Origin of the sequence: Vibrio pectenicida (genome assembly GCA_024347015.1) — a bacterium.
Classification (GTDB): Bacteria; Pseudomonadota; Gammaproteobacteria; order Enterobacterales; family Vibrionaceae; genus Vibrio; species Vibrio pectenicida.
On sequence record AP024889.1, the window covers coordinates 1,323,717 to 1,340,880 of the forward strand.

The 17,164-nt window shown below is 40.9% G+C and carries 16 protein-coding genes, 1 riboswitch and 1 other annotated feature; of the genes, 13 read left to right on the forward strand and 3 right to left on the reverse strand.

The annotated features are described in order from the left end of the window. Positions 1-63 precede the first annotated feature (63 nt). Entirely contained in the window at positions 64-1,368 is a 1,305-nt protein-coding gene (locus OCV27_RS06250; protein ID WP_125320907.1) for an inosine/guanosine kinase, read from the forward strand. Positions 1,369-1,459: 91 nt separating this feature from the next. Here the strand turns inward: OCV27_RS06250 and OCV27_RS06255 are convergent, their stop codons facing one another. Continuing rightward, positions 1,460-1,867 carry an H-NS family histone-like protein gene (locus OCV27_RS06255; RefSeq protein WP_125320908.1) on the reverse strand — a complete coding sequence of 136 codons (408 nt, stop codon included), beginning with the start codon at positions 1,865-1,867 and terminating at the stop codon, positions 1,460-1,462. A gap of 597 nt (positions 1,868-2,464) precedes the next feature. Further along, a riboswitch (Lysine riboswitch) is annotated at positions 2,465-2,648 on the forward strand. A 116-nt stretch (positions 2,649-2,764) separates the two neighbouring features. Here OCV27_RS06255 and OCV27_RS06260 point away from each other — a divergent pair. The 10 genes from OCV27_RS06260 to OCV27_RS06305 all read left to right on the forward strand — a co-directional run bounded on the left by OCV27_RS06260 (position 2,765) and on the right by OCV27_RS06305 (position 13,560). Beyond that, the gene (locus OCV27_RS06260; protein ID WP_125322531.1) at positions 2,765-4,366 is read left to right on the forward strand and encodes a Na+/H+ antiporter NhaC family protein; all 1,602 of its coding nucleotides are present in this window, start codon (positions 2,765-2,767) and stop codon (positions 4,364-4,366) included. Between the two features lie 164 nt (positions 4,367-4,530). Further along, positions 4,531-4,665 (forward strand) — a sequence feature (His leader region). Between the two features lie 40 nt (positions 4,666-4,705). Continuing rightward, positions 4,706-5,602 (forward strand): ATP phosphoribosyltransferase, encoded by an 897-nt coding sequence (hisG, locus tag OCV27_RS06265; RefSeq protein WP_125322530.1) that lies wholly within the window; start codon positions 4,706-4,708, stop codon positions 5,600-5,602. Between the two features lie 5 nt (positions 5,603-5,607). Further along, complete coding sequence (hisD, locus tag OCV27_RS06270; protein ID WP_125322529.1) at positions 5,608-6,903, forward strand: histidinol dehydrogenase; 1,296 nt, start codon at positions 5,608-5,610, stop codon at positions 6,901-6,903. 5 nt (positions 6,904-6,908) lie between these two features. Beyond that, the gene (hisC, locus tag OCV27_RS06275) at positions 6,909-7,949 is read left to right on the forward strand and encodes a histidinol-phosphate transaminase (protein ID WP_125322528.1); all 1,041 of its coding nucleotides are present in this window, start codon (positions 6,909-6,911) and stop codon (positions 7,947-7,949) included. A 64-nt stretch (positions 7,950-8,013) separates the two neighbouring features. Then, on the forward strand, positions 8,014-9,087 hold the full coding sequence (gene hisB / locus OCV27_RS06280; protein ID WP_125322527.1) for a bifunctional histidinol-phosphatase/imidazoleglycerol-phosphate dehydratase HisB: 1,074 nt from the start codon (positions 8,014-8,016) through the stop codon (positions 9,085-9,087). Positions 9,088-9,101: 14 nt separating this feature from the next. Beyond that, positions 9,102-9,716 carry an imidazole glycerol phosphate synthase subunit HisH gene (hisH, locus tag OCV27_RS06285; RefSeq protein ID WP_125322526.1) on the forward strand — a complete coding sequence of 205 codons (615 nt, stop codon included), beginning with the start codon at positions 9,102-9,104 and terminating at the stop codon, positions 9,714-9,716. Positions 9,717-9,727: 11 nt separating this feature from the next. Continuing rightward, entirely contained in the window at positions 9,728-10,465 is a 738-nt protein-coding gene (hisA, locus tag OCV27_RS06290) for a 1-(5-phosphoribosyl)-5-[(5-phosphoribosylamino)methylideneamino]imidazole-4-carboxamide isomerase (protein ID WP_125322525.1), read from the forward strand. Further along, on the forward strand, positions 10,447-11,220 hold the full coding sequence (gene hisF / locus OCV27_RS06295; RefSeq protein WP_125322524.1) for an imidazole glycerol phosphate synthase subunit HisF: 774 nt from the start codon (positions 10,447-10,449) through the stop codon (positions 11,218-11,220). The genes hisA and hisF overlap by 19 nt, the downstream gene beginning before the upstream one ends. Then, positions 11,217-11,852 (forward strand): bifunctional phosphoribosyl-AMP cyclohydrolase/phosphoribosyl-ATP diphosphatase HisIE, encoded by a 636-nt coding sequence (gene hisIE, locus OCV27_RS06300; RefSeq protein WP_125322523.1) that lies wholly within the window; start codon positions 11,217-11,219, stop codon positions 11,850-11,852. The genes hisF and hisIE overlap by 4 nt, the downstream gene beginning before the upstream one ends. A gap of 187 nt (positions 11,853-12,039) precedes the next feature. Further along, positions 12,040-13,560 carry an EAL domain-containing protein gene (locus OCV27_RS06305; protein ID WP_125322522.1) on the forward strand — a complete coding sequence of 507 codons (1,521 nt, stop codon included), beginning with the start codon at positions 12,040-12,042 and terminating at the stop codon, positions 13,558-13,560. Positions 13,561-13,572: 12 nt separating this feature from the next. Here OCV27_RS06305 and OCV27_RS06310 read toward each other — a convergent pair whose 3' ends face one another. Then, positions 13,573-14,787 carry a putative manganese transporter gene (locus OCV27_RS06310; protein ID WP_125322521.1) on the reverse strand — a complete coding sequence of 405 codons (1,215 nt, stop codon included), beginning with the start codon at positions 14,785-14,787 and terminating at the stop codon, positions 13,573-13,575. Positions 14,788-14,971: 184 nt separating this feature from the next. On the opposite strand from OCV27_RS06310, the gene OCV27_RS06315 reads away from it, so the two are divergent. Together OCV27_RS06315 and OCV27_RS06320 are read left to right on the forward strand one after the other, a co-directional pair. Beyond that, complete coding sequence (locus tag OCV27_RS06315) at positions 14,972-15,877, forward strand: manganese-dependent inorganic pyrophosphatase (RefSeq protein ID WP_125322520.1); 906 nt, start codon at positions 14,972-14,974, stop codon at positions 15,875-15,877. A gap of 63 nt (positions 15,878-15,940) precedes the next feature. Beyond that, positions 15,941-16,336 (forward strand): DUF2750 domain-containing protein, encoded by a 396-nt coding sequence (locus tag OCV27_RS06320; RefSeq protein WP_125322519.1) that lies wholly within the window; start codon positions 15,941-15,943, stop codon positions 16,334-16,336. Positions 16,337-16,360: 24 nt separating this feature from the next. On the opposite strand, the gene OCV27_RS06325 is transcribed toward OCV27_RS06320, so the two are convergent. Then, positions 16,361-17,140 carry a DUF2927 domain-containing protein gene (locus OCV27_RS06325; protein ID WP_125322533.1) on the reverse strand — a complete coding sequence of 260 codons (780 nt, stop codon included), beginning with the start codon at positions 17,138-17,140 and terminating at the stop codon, positions 16,361-16,363. Between the last annotated feature and the right edge of the window lie 24 nt (positions 17,141-17,164).

Sequence of the window (17,164 nt, forward strand, 5' to 3'; positions counted from 1 at the left end):
CGTGTTTGATAGTGCGCGGTAGAATCCAAACCCTTTTTACCTCTTACTCAGAATAAGTTTGTTATGAAGTTCCCAGGTCAACGAAAATCTAAGCACTATTTTCCTGTGCATGCCCGAGATCCTTTGGTTAGCCAGTCTCAACAAAATAAGAAAGTGTCGAGCACTCATATCATAGGTATTGATCAGACTTTGGTTGATATTGAAGCAAAAGTTAACTCGGAGCTTATCGATAGATATATACTGAGTAAAGGCCATTCACTGGTTATCGATGATAATACAGCCGAAGCTTTATATAATGAACTGAAAGAAAATCATTTAATTACCAATGAGCACGCAGGTGGCACTATTGGCAATACATTACATAATTACTCAGTGCTTGCTGATGATCGTTCAACACTTTTGGGTGTGATGAGTCAAGATATTAGAATTGGTAGCTATGGCTTTCGTTATTTGTGCAATACATCAAGTCGTATGGATTTAAACTATTTGCAGGGAGTTGATGGCGCTATCGGAAGATGTTTTGCCTTAATTTCAGATGACGGTGAACGGACATTTGCAATTAGTGAAGGACAGATGAATCAACTTCACGCAAGCAACATTCCGGAGTCTATCTTCAGAACTGCATCTGCATTGGTGCTCACCGCTTATTTGGTTCGTTGTAAAAATGGTGACCCGATGCCAAAGGCTACGATGCAAGCCATTAAGTATGCTAAAAAGTATAGCGTTCCTGTTGTTTTAACTTTAGGTACGAAATTTGTTATTCAAAACGACCCTATCTTTTGGCAGGAATTTTTACGTGACCATGTGAGTGTGGTGGCGATGAATGAAGATGAAGCAGAGGCATTGACTGGTGAATCAGATCCACTTATTGCATCGGATAAAACGTTGGAGTGGGTTGATTTGGTACTATGTACTGCAGGACCAGTAGGTTTATTCATGGCAGGTTACACCGAGGATGCAGCCAAACGAGTAACTTCTTTACCTTTACTCCCAGGCAGTATTGCGGAATTTAACCGTTATGAATTTAGTCGTCCGGCAGAAAAGTCAGCTTGTGAAAATCCAATTAAGGTTTACTCTCATATATCGCCTTATATGGGTGGACCAGAAAAAATTAAAAACACCAATGGAGCAGGGGATGCAGCTCTTTCTGCATTACTGCATGATATGGCGGCAAATAAACACCATAAAGAAAATGTGCCTAATTCTAGTAAGCATGCCCATACTTTTTTGACATATTCATCATTTTCACAGGTATGTAAATATTCTAATCGTGCTAGTTATGAAGTATTAGTTCAACACTCCCCACGTTTATCAAGAGGATTGCCAGAGCGTGAAGATAGCTTAGAAGAAGCTTACTGGGAACGTTAACTTATTGATGATAATAAAAAAGCCTCAAATAATGAGGCTTTTTTATATTATATAATTACATATTTAAAATGTATTTATAAATTTAATTTAATTAGATTAGGAACTGATCTAATGATTTACCTGCATCTAATTTTTCTTGGATTGCAGAAGGTGTACGACCTTGACCAGTCCAAGTTTTTTGTTCACCGTTATTATCTACATACTTATATTTTGCAGGACGAGGGGCACGCTTGGATTTTTGCTTACCTGCCGATTCTCCAGCTAGAGCAGAAATAACCATGTTCTTATCTAGTCCAAGCTGTTTAATTTGATCTGCAATATCTGCCAGCTTAGCTTCTTGCGCTGCTTTTTCAGCAAGCTCTACTTCTTCAGCATCTTTACGCTCAGTGACTACTGTTGATAGTTTATCAAATGCTTCTTCTAGTTGTTCCAGTGTTAGCTCACGAGCAAATGCACGTAGGCTACGAATGTTTAATAAAGTTTTTGTTAGTTCCGACATATAGTTTCTCACTTAATTAAGGAGCCGATGGAATAAATATTAAACCTGTATTATCTTCAATACAATATTTTCCAGTTAAATTCTTATAAAAAGTTATTATTTAATGTCTTAACATTAGAATAATGAGCCCTTTCATATTAACTGATTAAAGTTTGTTACATAAAATATCGAAAATTTTGTGATTATGACAATACTTATTGCCAATAAGTTTCATCAGAGGCTGACACTTATTTACATAAATGTGTTATTTAGTGCTAGCTACTTCGCTGAGAATATCATTATAGCCACAAATCTTCAGCAAATTACTTTTTTACCGTCTATTATTCATATTTTTGTCTGAAAAAACATGAAATAGATACTGATTGCATAATTAACAAAGATGTTTTCTTCATGATTTTATCAAACAGCTTATTATAGCATCAATGTATAAATTGGTAGATATATTCAATATTTATTAAAATTCTAATGTTAATCTCGACAGTCATTCAACTGAATGTGTTGAAATCAACGCTTAGATAAGTACAATAGCTCTACCTAATGCGGTGTTTGACATAATTAACGTTAATTTTTTTGTTGATTTTGGTTTTAAACTTCAGGCATCGCGGTAGAGGCGCAAAATAAATCAGTAAGACTTGTTGGGGTGATGCCAATGGACAAGTATGAAAGGTTGTTTTGCCGAAGTAAGTTTCTATATCAAAAGTGCTTGCTGGGGTTATGCCTGATAAGGGTTAACACTGCCATAGTCTATATTTTTTTAACACTATGGAGCGCTACTGTAGGGCCAAGGCGTAGTATTCTTTCGCCTTTCGCTTTGTTCAACACTAATTGGTCAGGAATACTTCCTTCAATTTGTTTGCAGTAGATCTCTAACCAATCCATTACTGGTTTTTGAAGATCATGAATTTAATTGATTTTGCATCATCTCCTATATCGCTATTGCCACCTTTAGTGGCTTTGAGCTTGGCTATCATTACCCGACATGTACTTTTATCATTGGGGGTTGGCATTGTTCTCGGTGCTACTGTTCTAAACGACTACTCAATAACTAATACAATAAGTTACATGATCTCAACGGTTTCTAACGTATTTGTTGAAGATGGTGGTATAAATACTTGGAATATGAGTATTCTAGCTTTCTTAGTCTTATTAGGCATGATGACCGCTTTACTTACCCTGTCTGGAGGGACTTTAGCCTTTGCTGAATGGGCTCAGTCGAGAGTAAAAAGTAAGCGTGGCTCAAAACTACTTGCTGCCTTTCTAGGCGTTTTTATTTTCGTTGACGACTATTTCAACAGTCTGGCTGTTGGTGCTATTTCTCGTCCCGTTACCGATCGCTTTTATGTTTCTCGTGCAAAACTAGCTTATATACTTGACTCTACTGCGGCACCTATGTGCGTAATTATGCCAGCATCAAGTTGGGGTGCTTATATAATAACGATTATTGGTGGCATCTTAGTTTCACATGGTATTACTGAGTATTCAGCGTTAGGTGCGTATGTCCGTTTGATACCAATGAATTTTTATGCGGTATTTGCGTTGCTAATGGTTTTTGCCGTTGCTTGGTTTGGGCTCGATGTTGGTAAAATGCGTAAACATGAAATTGCAGCGTCGCAAGGTCGTGGGTTCGGTCAAGGACAAGTTGAAGATTTGCAACAGGCTCATGAAATAAATGAAGAATTGGATATAGCCCAAAGTGAGAAAGGTAAGGTTACTGATTTAGTCCTGCCAATCATTTTTCTTATCATCTCTACAGTCGCATCAATGTTGTATACGGGTGGGCAATCTCTAAGTGCTGATGGTAAAGAATTTACTGTTCTTGGCGCATTTGAAAACACAGATGTTGGAGCGTCATTAGTTTATGGTGGCCTGGCTGGGTTAACTTTTGCTCTATTCACGGTTTTCAAACAAGGTATTGCTTTGGGAGAAGTATCTCGTACCTTATGGATAGGCGCTAAATCCATGTTTGGTGCGATTCTGATACTGATATTTGCTTGGACGATAGGTTCAATTATCGGAGATATGAATACTGGTAAGTATCTATCGACACTCGCACAGGGCAATATTGCTGCTCACTGGTTACCGGTAATTCTTTTCCTTCTCGCTGGACTGATGGCCTTCTCTACAGGAACGTCTTGGGGAACATTCGGTATTATGTTACCGATTGCAGGAGATATGGCTGCGGCGACAGAGATAAGTTTAATGTTACCTATGTTAAGTGCAGTGCTAGCTGGTTCAGTGTTCGGTGATCATTGTTCACCGATATCAGACACAACTATCCTATCGTCTACTGGTGCACGTTGTGATCATATCGATCATGTATCTACTCAGTTACCATATGCTTTGTCTGTCGCTGCAGTTTCAAGTGTTGGCTTTATATCATTAGGAATGACGTCATCCATCGGTATCTCACTTGCCATTTCCTCTGTAGCTTTCCTTGCAGTATGTGTCTTGCTCTCCTCACTGTCTAAATCTAAGATGGCGAGTTGTGCTGATTCTTAAGCATACTCAGTTTTAAAGGGAGCAAATGCTCCCTTTTTATTTGTCCTATACAAATTTGAAAAATCTTTATTTTTTAGTTGAAAAATAATTTATCCTTGGTTAATGTGGTTACCAAGCAAGCCAATTGAATAATATATAAGTATGCGTAATTTTGTAATGAACATTCATCACCATCATCACCCAATATAGTCTTTCGGGAGATGTACGCATATCCGGGAGACGAGACGCTCCCGGTGGAATAAATCGCTAAAACAAGATTTTAACCCTCGGGAGAGTAATACTTCCGAGGGTTTTTTGATTTTAATGATTTGAGATTAGTTTTATACAGGGAGACAAGTAATGACAACACAGCGTTTGAGAATTGCGATTCAAAAAAAAGGCCGTTTAAGTAAAGAATGCCAAGAGTTACTAAAAAAGTGCGGGGTGAACTTTAATATCATGGGTGAACGACTAGTCGTTCATTCTTTGAACATGCCGATTGATCTTCTTCTCGTTCGTGATGACGATATACCCGGCCTTATTATGGATGGTGTTGTGGACCTTGGGTTTATTGGTGAAAATGAACTTGAAGAAGTACGTTTAGATCGCAAAGCACTTGGTGAGCCTTGTGAGTTTATTCCACTTCGACGACTTGATTTTGGTGGCTGTCGCCTATCTATTGCACTAGATAAAGATGAGGAATATAACGGCCCTCAGGATCTTGCAGGAAAACGAATAGCCACCACCTATCCTCAACTTCTTAAGGCTTACATGGATGAACAAGGGGTTACATTTTCCACCTGTATGTTGACTGGTTCAGTAGAAGTTGCGCCACGTGCTGGATTAGCAGATGCAATTGCAGATCTTGTTTCCACAGGAGCGACTCTAGAAGCGAATGGCTTGAAAGAAGTAGCCGTAATTTTTCAGTCAAAAGCGACACTGATTCAACGGACTGGTGATTTTGACCTGGATAAAATGGCATTAATAGAAAAGCTGCTCACTCGGATGCAAGGTGTACAGCAAGCAAAAGAATCCAAATATATTATGCTACATGCACCTATAGGTCAGCTTGAACAGGTGAAAGCATTACTTCCTGGTGCGGAGGATCCCACGGTTCTTCCACTATCGTCGGACAAAGAAAAAGTAGCGATACACCTCGTTAGTACTGAAAACCTGTTCTGGGAGACCATGGAACAGCTCAAGGAATTAGGGGCCAGCTCGATTCTAGTTCTACCAATTGAAAAAATGATGGGGTAGGTATAATGAAAACCGTCGTTTGGCAATCTTTGAGTGAGTCGCAGCAAGACTCCATTTTGAAACGTCCTGCAATGCTTGAAGGTGCAAACATCACCGCGACAGTTTCTGACGTAATTGTACAAGTTAGAAAGGGTGGTGATGCGGCTTTGTTATCACTTACCGAGCAATTTGATCGTATTAAACCAAAATCAATACGTGTTTGTTCTACTGATATTGACCAAGCTTCAGAGCGACTTTCGACAAATATGAAAGTGGCGCTTATGCAAGCTTATGAAAATATCTCTAAGTTTCATAAAGCACAAAAGCCTCAGCCGATTAAAGTTGAAACTCAAGTTGGTGTTGTTTGTGAACAGGTAACACGCCCAATTCAAACAGTGGGTTTATATATTCCAGGTGGTAGTGCACCGTTACCATCAACAGTTTTGATGCTTGGTGTACCGGCTAAAATTGCAGGTTGTCGTAAAGTTGTTCTTTGTTCTCCCCCACCTATTGCAGATGAGATCCTTTATGTTGCCAAACTTTGTGGTATTGATGAAGTATACAATATAGGAGGTGGTCAAGCTGTGGCTGCGATGGCTTACGGGACAGAAACAGTGTCTAAAGTCGATAAGGTCTTTGGCCCTGGAAATGCCTATGTAACTGAAGCAAAGCGTCAGGTGAGTAATGATTTTCGTGGTGCTGCGATTGATATGCCTGCGGGTCCATCAGAGGTGCTTGTTATTGCAGACGAAACAGCGGATTCCGATTTTATCGCAGCCGACTTGTTAAGTCAGGCGGAGCATGGCCCAGATTCTCAAGTGATACTCGTAACACCTTCACCTATCATTGCAGATCAAGTTACCGATGCGATTAAACGTCAACTCAAACAACTATCGCGCGCAACTATTGCTGAGCAAGCTCTAGCTTCAAGTCTAGTCATTATCTCAGAATCTTTAACTCAAGCAGTTTCAATTTCAAATTACTACGGCCCTGAGCACTTAATTGTCCAAACAAAGAACCCGCGCGAGCTCCTTCCTTTACTAGATAACGCAGGTTCAATCTTTTTAGGCGAGTGGTCTCCAGAGTCCGCAGGAGATTATGCATCAGGAACAAATCACGTTCTGCCAACTTATGGTTATACGCGTACACACTCAAGCCTCAGTTTGGCCGATTTTTCTAAGCGAATGACGGTTCAAGAGTTGTCTGCCGAGGGTTTACAAAACCTAGCTTCGACTGTGGTAACAATGGCAGAAGCTGAAGGGTTAGATGCGCATAAGCGTGCAGTGACTATTCGAGTCGACAAGTTAAATTTGAAAGGATAAAGACAGTGGAAAAGTTAGCAAGAAAACGAGTCCAAACGCTTACACCATATTTATCGGCTCGCCGGATTGGAGGCACTGGAGACATGTGGTTAAATGCCAATGAATCACCATTCGATAATGAATACAGAACTAATTTCACCCGCCTTAACCGTTATAGTGAATGTCAGCCACATGAGTTGATATCTTCCTACGCAGCTTATGCCGGTGTAGGAAAGGAGCAAACTTTAGTTTCCCGTGGTGCAGATGAAGGCATTGAGTTGTTGATACGAGCATTTTGTGAGCCGAGCGAGGATGCAATTTTATACTGCCCACCTACTTATGGCATGTACTCAATTAGTGCTGAAACTAATGGTGTTGAGCAAAAAATGGTACCACTAACGTCTGATTGGCAGCTTGATTTGTCAGGTATTGAAGCCAATCTTGATAAGGTTAAACTCGTTTTTGTGTGTTCACCAAATAACCCCACGGGGAATCTAATTAAGCGTGAAGATATAGTCTCTTTACTCAAGCTAACGAAAGATCGTGCAATTGTAGTCATGGATGAAGCTTACATCGATTTTTGTCCAGAATCATCAACGGTTGATTTGCTTGGTCAATACCCTAATTTGGCAATTTTACGTACTTTGTCGAAAGCTTTTGCGCTTGCTGGTCTGCGTTGCGGATTTACGCTTGCGAATGAAGAGATAATTAATATTTTACTTAAAGTTATCGCACCGTATCCAGTACCCATTCCAGTTGCAGATATTGCTATACAAGCGTTATCACAAGCTGGTTTAGCCCGAGCTAAGTTCCAAGTGCTCGATTTGAACGCCAACCGTGCTTATATGCAGGTAGGGCTTTCGATGATCCCTGACTTAGAGGTTTTTGAAGGTTGGGGTAACTATTTATTGGTTAAATTCCCTGATGGTGATGCTTTTTTCAAAGCAGCTTGGGACACTGGTATCGTCTTGCGTAATTCACCAATTAAGAATTGTGTACGAATTAGTGTAGGTAATCGTGAAGAGTGCGAGAAAACACTTGGTTTTATAAGAAATTACTACTCATAAGTAGTCATGAATTCATTGCACTCACACAAGAGTGAGTGCTAAAAATTGTAATAAGGAAGTTCGAGTGAGCAAACAGCAAAAAATTCTTTTTATTGACCGTGATGGTACTTTAATTGTGGAGCCGCCAAGTGATTTTCAAGTCGATCGTTTAGATAAATTAAAACTAGAGCCATTCGTCATACCAAGCTTATTATCCTTGCAAGACGCAGGGTATAGACTTGTTATGGTGACGAACCAAGATGGTTTAGGTACAGACAGTTACCCACAAAAAGATTTCGATGCGCCACACAATATGATGATGGAAATTTTCGAGTCTCAGGGTGTGATGTTTGATGATATACTGATTTGCCCGCATTTTGAAGAAGATAACTGCTCATGCCGCAAGCCTATGCTTGGGTTGGTAAAAAAATACCTGCAAGCAGGTAGAGTCGACTTTCAAAACTCTGCGGTCATTGGTGACCGTCACACGGATCTTCAATTGGCGGAAAATATGGCCATTCGAGGTATTCAATACAATCCAGAGACCATGTGTTGGAAGCAGATTTTAAAAGATTTGACTGTAAAAGCACGCATTTCAAATGTGCTGCGTACCACCAAAGAAACGGACATTACAGTCACGGTCAATCTTGATCAGCAAGGTGGTAATGATATCTCAACTGGCTTAGGTTTTTTTGATCATATGCTGGATCAAATCGCGACGCATGCTGGTTTTCAGATGGTGTGTAAAGTTGAAGGCGATTTGCACATTGATGATCACCACACAGTTGAAGATACTGCTTTAGCACTCGGTCAGGCGCTAAAAGAGGCGTTAGGTGATAAGCGTGGGATCGGCCGTTTTGGTTTTAGCCTACCGATGGATGAATGTTTAGCACAATGTGCGCTTGACTTATCTGGCCGCCCTTACCTAAAGTTTGATGCCAAATTTAGCCGCGAACAAGTCGGTGACCTATCCACTGAGATGGTTGTGCACTTCTTCAGATCTTTAACTGACACATTAGCATGCACGCTGCATCTTTCTTCTTGTGGCGATAATGATCACCACATTATTGAAAGTCTTTTTAAAGCCTTTGGTCGAGCATTACGCCAAGCCGTGAAAGTTGAAGGTACTGAGCTACCAAGCAGTAAAGGCGTTCTTTAAAGGAGAGTATTGCAGTGACTGAACAGAAAGTCGTCATTATAGATACAGGCTGTGCCAATGTGTCTTCGGTGAAATTTGCTATTGAGCGTTTGGGTTATAAAGTAACTATTTCAAAAGACCCACAAATGGTGTTATCAGCGGATAAGCTATTTCTACCAGGCGTTGGTACCGCAAGTGAAGCGATGAAAAACTTAGCAGAACGCGATCTTATCTGTTTGGTTAAACAAGTAGAGCAACCGTTACTAGGTATTTGTCTGGGTATGCAGCTTTTGGGTAAGGTGTCGCAAGAGAAAGGTAACAAAGCAGATGATCGAGTCGAGTGCCTCGGGCTTTGTGATGGTGAGGTAGAACGACTTCAAGCGGGCGATTTACCGCTACCTCATATGGGTTGGAATACGGTGTCCGCAGAAATAGGCAACCCGCTGTTTAAAGGTATTGAAGAGGGGGAATATTTTTACTTTGTGCACAGCTTTGCAATGCCAGTCGGTGAAGACACTATCGCGCAATCTACTTACGGGAATCCGTTTACGGCAGCGGTTCAAAGTGGTAACTACTACGGTGTGCAGTTTCATCCGGAGCGTTCGTCAAGAGCGGGTGCCAAGCTTATTCAAAACTTCTTAGAACTATAAAAGGATTTAGTGTGATTATTCCAGCTCTTGATTTAATTGAAGGCCAAGTGGTTCGCCTTTATCAAGGTGATTACGGCCAAGTAACCGAATACAAAGTCGATCCAGTAGAGCAGTTCAACGTATACCACCAAGCTGGTGCAAACTGGCTTCACTTAGTCGATTTGACTGGTGCGAAGGATACGGCTGCCCGGCAGCTTGATCTTATTGCAAAATTACTCGCAAGTACGCCAGCCAATATTCAAATTGGTGGTGGGGTGAGGACGGAACAAGATGTGATTGATTTACTAGAAGCGGGAGCGCAGCGCGTTGCTGTTGGCTCTACTGCGGTAAAACAACCAGATCTAGTAAAAGGCTGGATGGAAAAATATGGCGCTGAAAAAATCGTTCTAGCGCTAGACATCAACATTGATCAAGACGGAATACGTAATGTTGCAATTTCTGGCTGGCAAGAAGATTCTGGTATTACCATTGAAGCTTTGATCAACGATTTCTTAACCGTTGGGCTAAAACATGTGCTCTGTACTGACATCTCACGTGATGGCACGTTAGAAGGCTCAAACGTTGAGCTTTATGTTGATCTATGCCAGCAGTATCCACAGGTACAGTTCCAGTCTTCTGGCGGTATTGGTTCATTAGCAGATATTGAAGCATTAAAAGGTAGTGGGGTTGCTGGCGTGATTGTTGGTAGAGCGCTTCTTGATGGTAAGTTTACAGCGAAGGAGGCATTGGTATGCTGGCAAAGCGAATAATTCCATGCCTTGATGTACGCGATGGACAAGTAGTGAAAGGTGTTCAATTTCGCAATCACGAAATTATTGGTGATATCGTACCCTTGGCTAAACGGTATGCTGAAGAAGGAGCCGATGAACTGGTTTTTTACGACATTACCGCATCAAGTGATGGTCGTGTGGTAGATAAGAGCTGGGTGGAGAGAGTTGCTGAGGTGATTGATATCCCATTCTGCGTCGCTGGAGGTATTAAATCAGTACAGGATGCAGCACGTATCCTTAAGTTTGGGGCTGACAAAGTCTCTATTAATTCTCCGGCATTAGCAAACCCAGAATTGATCACTGAACTTGCGGATAAATTTGGCGTTCAATGTATTGTCGTTGGAGTTGACTCATACTACGACAAAGACACAGGAAAGTATCAGGTTTATCAGTTTACTGGCGATGAGGAACGTACCAAAGCGACCAAATGGCAAACGTGTGATTGGGTGCAAGAAGTGCAGAACCGCGGTGCAGGGGAAATTGTATTAAATATGATGAACCAAGATGGAGTTCGTAATGGGTACGATATCGAACAACTAAATATGGTACGAAAAATATCTAAAGTACCGCTTATCGCGTCAGGTGGTGCTGGTGCAATGGAACATTTTGCACAAGCGTATCAGCGAGCAAATGTTGATGGTGCTTTGGCTGCATCCGTATTCCATAAACAGGTCATCAATATTGGTAAATTGAAACAATATTTAACACAACAGGGTATCGAGGTGCGATTATGAACTTCAAAGCAGGCGAAGTCAGGTTGCTGGCTGAGCGAATTAACTGGGAAAAAGTGGATGGTCTAGTGCCTGCTATTGTGCAAGATTTCCAATCGAGCCAAGTGCTGATGATGGGATACATGAACCACGATGCATTGGAAAAAACTTACGAAACTGGTCAAGTGACGTTTTTCTCTCGCACCAAAGAACGTCTGTGGACTAAAGGAGAGTCCTCAGGCAATGTATTACAGCTCGTTAATATGTCTCTGGATTGCGATAATGATACCTTACTTATCAAAGTTAATCCGATTGGTCCTACATGTCATTTGGGAAATACCTCTTGTTGGAATGACGATCCTAAAGAGCAGTCGCAAATGGTGTGGCTTAGCCAACTAGAACAGTTGCTTGCTTCGAGAAAAAAAGCCGACCCAGAATCATCCTATACTGCTAGCCTTTATGCTCGTGGTACCAAGCGTATTTCACAAAAAGTGGGTGAAGAAGGTGTTGAAGTTGCACTTGCGGCAACATCGGGGGATAAGGCTGAGTTAGTCTGTGAGTCGGCAGATTTGGTGTACCATTTGCTGGTGTTACTTCAAGATCAGGGACTTTCGCTGAATGATGTTATCAACAAATTAAAACAGCGACATAACTAGCTAAATTCGTTACCTAATCTACTTATGTGGTGACAAGATCACTGATTTTAGGCTATTTACCTTCTGTACATAGTATTGTCGAATGGAAGGTAAATAGTGATTATTTAATATTTTCTACTAACTGACACTTATAATACTAATAAATCAGAGCCTATAATTGCCTTAAGCGTTTATCGAGAAAGAGATAATGAGAAACTACTTAAAGGCAGCTCCACTTTTGACAAGACTTGTTCTCACGTCTATTTCATTTGTTCTACCTGTAGTGCTTGGCACTATTCTTCTGTTTGTTTTGGCTCAGAATAGCTTACAGCGTGAAATGAATCGTTCTCTTGAATCTGGAGTGGTATTACTTGATAGACTTCTTTGGAATGCAGATGCCGCTGCTCAGCGCGCGTATCCATATACTCAAGGGCAATGTGATGAGGTTTTACCATACATTCGAGATTTAGTGGTGATCATTCCAGATGTCAGGATGATCACTCTTATTAAAGATGGGAGAATATATTGCAGTTCTTTACTTGGAAAGGTCGATACTCCATTACCAGACTATAAGTTAGTGGATAATTCCCTGGTTCTTATGCCAAGTTCTCCGATAACGCCTAAAGAATCGGCTCTGAGTTTTGTCATGACGAATGGAGAGATTAGCGTTGCGTCTTCCATCTCTGGATATTATTTAAAAAACATTTTGACCTTGACTAGTCAGGAAAAAATGATTCACTTACAAATTGGTGAAACATGGATAGATAAAACAGGCCATGTTAGTACTAGCCCAATCAAGAGTACCTTAAGAGTTAATTCTAAGCATTATGCTTATTCTTTGAGTGTGTGGCTTTCAGGAGATGAATATGTAGATTTTATGGTCTCTCATAAGCAATCGGCAATGATTATTTTGATTGGGTTTTGTGCGGTAATGGCTTGGTATACGTACTGGATCACTGGTAAGCCTGAATCAATGAAAGACAAAATTAACCGAGCCATTTACAACAAAGAGTTCGTTCCCTACGTTCAGCCATACGTCGATAGTGATTACAATATTGTTGGCGCGGAAGTACTAATGCGTTGGAATGATCCTCAGGAAGGCCTCGTACGACCTGATCTTTTTATCCCATTAGCGGAAGAGTCGGGATTGATTATCCCCATGACTAAATTGATTATGGCTCAGGTAGGGGAACAACTATCGTTACACCAAGATTTGTTGGGAGAAGGGTTTACTGTCTCATTTAATATTTCGGCAAAGCATTGTATTAACTCCGACCTACTTGAAGATAGCCTGAGCTTTCTCAAAGCTTTTTCACCGGGTAAAGTTCGCTTGTGCTTAGAGCTTACAGAAAGAGAGCTAATAGAAAATACCAAGGAAGCTCAAAATTTATTTACGGCATTACATGAAAACAATATTCAGTTAGCAATTGACGATTTTGGTACCGGGCATTCGAGCTTGCGATATTTGCATCAGTTTCGCTTTGATGTGTTGAAAATCGATCAAAGTTTCATTCGTATGATTGGTAACGACTCTGTATCTGCCCATATCGTTGAAAACTTGTTGGATTTAGCCTCTCGACTTGGAATGAACACAGTGGCCGAAGGGGTAGAAACACTTGAGCAGGTCGAATATCTTGCTCAGCATAAAGTTCACTTCCTTCAAGGTTATTATTTTGCTAAGCCTATGCCAATTAAAGAGTTTATCGATTCAATATCCAAGCAATCGTAAACAGGTGTACTATTACATTTCAAATACAAAGTAGTATGTATAACCAACCACTAGTGCTGGAATTGCGGAATACAGAGTTGCTACCAGCGCAGCCTTTGGTGCTAGTGCAATTGCAGGGAATAGAGCATCACCATCATTTGAAATCGCATTAGCTAATTGGGTTGAAAGTGGCACAGCCCCTGATATATACAAGCTAGTGACAAGTATTTGAGGGCCACACCCAGGAAGGATCCCCACGGCAAGCCCAACTAAAGGCATCCATACCCCCCAGCCAGAAAAAGCGCTGACAAGATCAATATCGCCAATGGCTGTTAATAGCTCAAAGGACATGAATGCTAAGATTACCCAGGCTGTAACAAAGTTGGTGTCTTGAGCAGCTTTCTGCAATGGGTGTGAAGTGATGTTTTTTGCATCCTCAGAAACGGTAGAACGGTAATCTTTTATTTCTTTTGTTAATGACCATAGGAGCATACTAATCACGATTAACACGGCCCCAATCCATTCTACAGTTTCAGCAGGAAGCACCAGCAATTGGTTGATATCAACTTGAAAGGATCCTAAGAAAGCGACTATTGTGGCGGGAATGATAAGCCATTTCCAAAATGCACCTTGGAGGTTAATGGCCTTTTTCTCGAAGTTACTCTGTGGGTTGGGATCTGACTGACAAGTATACTTATTTTCAGACGCATCTCTGGTTTTGGGGCGTAAAAAACTGTCTGGATGGATAGCATTGACTGCCCAGCCTGTTATACACCCTATGACAATACCAGTTGCGACGACGAGTACGCCCACATCGGGCTTACTTGCGAGAAGCAAAAAGGCAGCATCGCCCATTGTTGAAGTTAATACGGCGACTATAGCTCCAAACCCAACTCTGCCACTGACAAATTGAGTTGTCACTATAATAGCGCCTCCGCATCCGGGAAGGGCACCGAGCAGTGATGCAAACAAAACTTGGTAATTACGAGAGCTTTGATAGAGGTTGACTATCTTGTTGTCTTTATTCATCCAAAGAGAAAGGTAATGATAGATAGCAAGAGTAAAAGCGACATAGGCAGAAACAGCCCAAAAGGCATCAGAAAGCGTTGTTACTGTTAAGGCTCGAGAAGATTCATTAAGTATTAATGCGATGAGAGTGGCAGGTAACAGGAGTCTTTTGTATGCAGGACGAAACTGAGAGAATTTAAGCCAGCTGGGTATAGAGAAGGAGAGTCGAATCGAATTCATTATTTACTAAATCTAAATGATAATGGTTATCAATTTAGTTTTGTGTGCCACTATTTGCAACCAAAATTTGTGATTTAGCTATTTATTTTTTCTAACCCATGACAAATTTCAAAATTCAGGTAAAGTATCTGGCTTTGTGAGTAATTGCCCAGTATGGGTTTATTGAAGTCGTATAGGAAAAAAGATGATTCTAGTTGTAGGTCACAAGAACCCTGATAGTGACAGTATTTGTAGTGCCTTAGTGGCAACCGAATTACTTAACGCGCGTGGTGTTGAAGCCATGCCGATTCGTCAAGGTGAAATCAACCGCGAAACTCAGCATATTCTTGATGTTGCTGGAGCAGAGCTGCCAGAGCTTCGCACCTCTGTAGCAGGAGAAAAAATCTGGTTAGTTGATTATTCTGATCTTGCTCAAGCACCGGATGATGTGGCTGAAGCAGAAATCTTGGGTATAGTTGATCACCATAGATTGGGTGATGTGATGACCATTAACCCAATGGAAGCTTGGATTTGGCCTGTTGGTTGTACCAACACTATCCTGTTCAACATGTTTAAAATTGAAGGCCATGAGATTTCACCAAAAATAGCTAAGCTGATGATGTCGGCTATTTTGTCTGATACTGTTGGTTTTGCTTCACCAACATGTACACAAAAAGACAAAGATGCAATCGAAGAGCTGGCTAAAATCGCCGATGTATATGATATCGATGCTTTCATTAAAGACTTGCTGGTTGCGAAAACCAATATTGAAGGACTCTCTGCTGCACAATTGGTAGAGAAAGATCTCAAGGGCTACCCATTTAATGGTCGTGACGTTGTTGTTGGCCAGGTTGAACTCGCTACACTAGAGCAAGTTGACGATATGATTGCTGCATTGGAATTGGATCTAGAACGTCGATGTGCTGAAGAGAATCTAGCCTTTGCAGCCGTTATGTTGACAGATATTACAACGGCAAAAACCCGTCTATTATACAGAGGCGAGTGGGCAGAAAAGCTGACCAAGCATGAGCGTGACGGTATGCTTATGATGGAAAATACTCTGAGTCGTAAGAAGCAAGGCTGGCCTTGGCTTCAAACTGAGCTAGTTTAAGCGATTCGGTCATTGGTCATAACACCCACTTTAACGTGGGTGTTTTATTGAAGGAATAAGTAAATGTCGCAACCACTCTCACAGCAAGAGATAGAATCTGTGCTGAAAATGCGTGAAGATGAACGATTTAATTACACAGTAAACGAAATCGCTACTCACAAAAATGTTTGGATTCTCACCGACGAGCATGGGTGTGTAATGCTAAATACAGAAGATGAAGATTGTGTACCAATCTGGCCGCATCAAGAGTTTGCTAATCAATGGGCTAACGGGGATTGGGAACACTGTAAAGCCGAATGTATTTCCACCGCAAAGTGGTTTAGCCGTTGGACTCATGGCCTTGAAGATGATGAGTTGTCAGTTGTGGTCTTTCCAAACCACAATGAAGAAGGGTTGGTGCTTTTTCCAGAAGAATTTGAGTTAGAGTTAAAAAAGGCCGATAAAAAGCAAAAGCGTTAGCTTGCTCTAAATACTGGATAAATATCAATACCCAACAAGTTGAAATAATTCTGTCGACTTAGCTATAGTAATCGCTTGAGTTAACACACCTTGGAGCTGATAGCGGCTAAGTATGGCATCGACGGCTTGTTGAGTTTGAGCTAGGTCCATGCCAGACTTTAATTCCGGCTCGTAGAGCATTTTTAATAAAATAACATCTAGGGGTGAGAGCAAATTCTCAGGTGTTTCATCATTAAAAATGGATGGGTAAGCCGCATTTGTATCATTTGGAAGTCCCATTGTTTGTGTGATTTCTTCTACAATACATGCAAGTAGCTTCCCATGTTCCCTTGCTTGGTCAACAGGGATGATGATGACTGCAGAATCAATTTCATTGGTTACTTTATTTGTTTGATAGCCAGCCTTACATATTGCCCCATGAGTGTATTTTAGAGCACTTGCCCCGAGTTCTTTTTCAATCTCAGCTTCCCATTTTGATTTTTGGGTATAGATCCACACAATATTTGCATTTTCTCGTTTTGTGACTCGTTTGATTGAATGTCCAGTGATGGTAGATAAATCTCTCAGGTGGGTATTGGTTAATTGATCATGCAGAGCTTGGTCAGCAACTTTATGCTGTATCCAAACTTTAATCGGTTTCTCCCATTTAGTGAGATGCCGAGTTTCTTGAGAATACTCATTTTTTAGCGCAACTTCTAAAAAAGCCTGTTTGACAAAGTTCGGGTCTAGCCAAGTTTGTGTTGAAGCAGAACTACTTTTAGCCATACTAAAATTGAGTAGGAGGCCTGTCGCTATCCATAGCATACGGTTTTTCATGTGCTTAATCTT

Excerpts from the sequence above, each read along its gene's own strand:
- OCV27_RS06250 (WP_125320907.1), top strand. The coding sequence starts at position 64 with ATGAAGTTCCCAGGTCAACGAAAATCTAAGCACTATTTTCCTGTGCAT.
- OCV27_RS06255 (WP_125320908.1), bottom strand. The coding sequence starts at position 1,867 with ATGTCGGAACTAACAAAAACTTTATTAAACATTCGTAGCCTACGTGCA.
- OCV27_RS06260 (WP_125322531.1), top strand. The coding sequence starts at position 2,765 with ATGAATTTAATTGATTTTGCATCATCTCCTATATCGCTATTGCCACCT.
- hisG (WP_125322530.1), top strand. The coding sequence starts at position 4,706 with ATGACAACACAGCGTTTGAGAATTGCGATTCAAAAAAAAGGCCGTTTA.
- hisD (WP_125322529.1), top strand. The coding sequence starts at position 5,608 with ATGAAAACCGTCGTTTGGCAATCTTTGAGTGAGTCGCAGCAAGACTCC.
- hisF (WP_125322524.1), top strand. The coding sequence starts at position 10,447 with ATGCTGGCAAAGCGAATAATTCCATGCCTTGATGTACGCGATGGACAA.
- hisIE (WP_125322523.1), top strand. The coding sequence starts at position 11,217 with ATGAACTTCAAAGCAGGCGAAGTCAGGTTGCTGGCTGAGCGAATTAAC.
- OCV27_RS06305 (WP_125322522.1), top strand. The coding sequence starts at position 12,040 with ATGAGAAACTACTTAAAGGCAGCTCCACTTTTGACAAGACTTGTTCTC.
- OCV27_RS06310 (WP_125322521.1), bottom strand. The coding sequence starts at position 14,787 with ATGAATTCGATTCGACTCTCCTTCTCTATACCCAGCTGGCTTAAATTC.
- OCV27_RS06315 (WP_125322520.1), top strand. The coding sequence starts at position 14,972 with ATGATTCTAGTTGTAGGTCACAAGAACCCTGATAGTGACAGTATTTGT.
- OCV27_RS06320 (WP_125322519.1), top strand. The coding sequence starts at position 15,941 with ATGTCGCAACCACTCTCACAGCAAGAGATAGAATCTGTGCTGAAAATG.
- OCV27_RS06325 (WP_125322533.1), bottom strand. The coding sequence starts at position 17,140 with ATGCTATGGATAGCGACAGGCCTCCTACTCAATTTTAGTATGGCTAAA.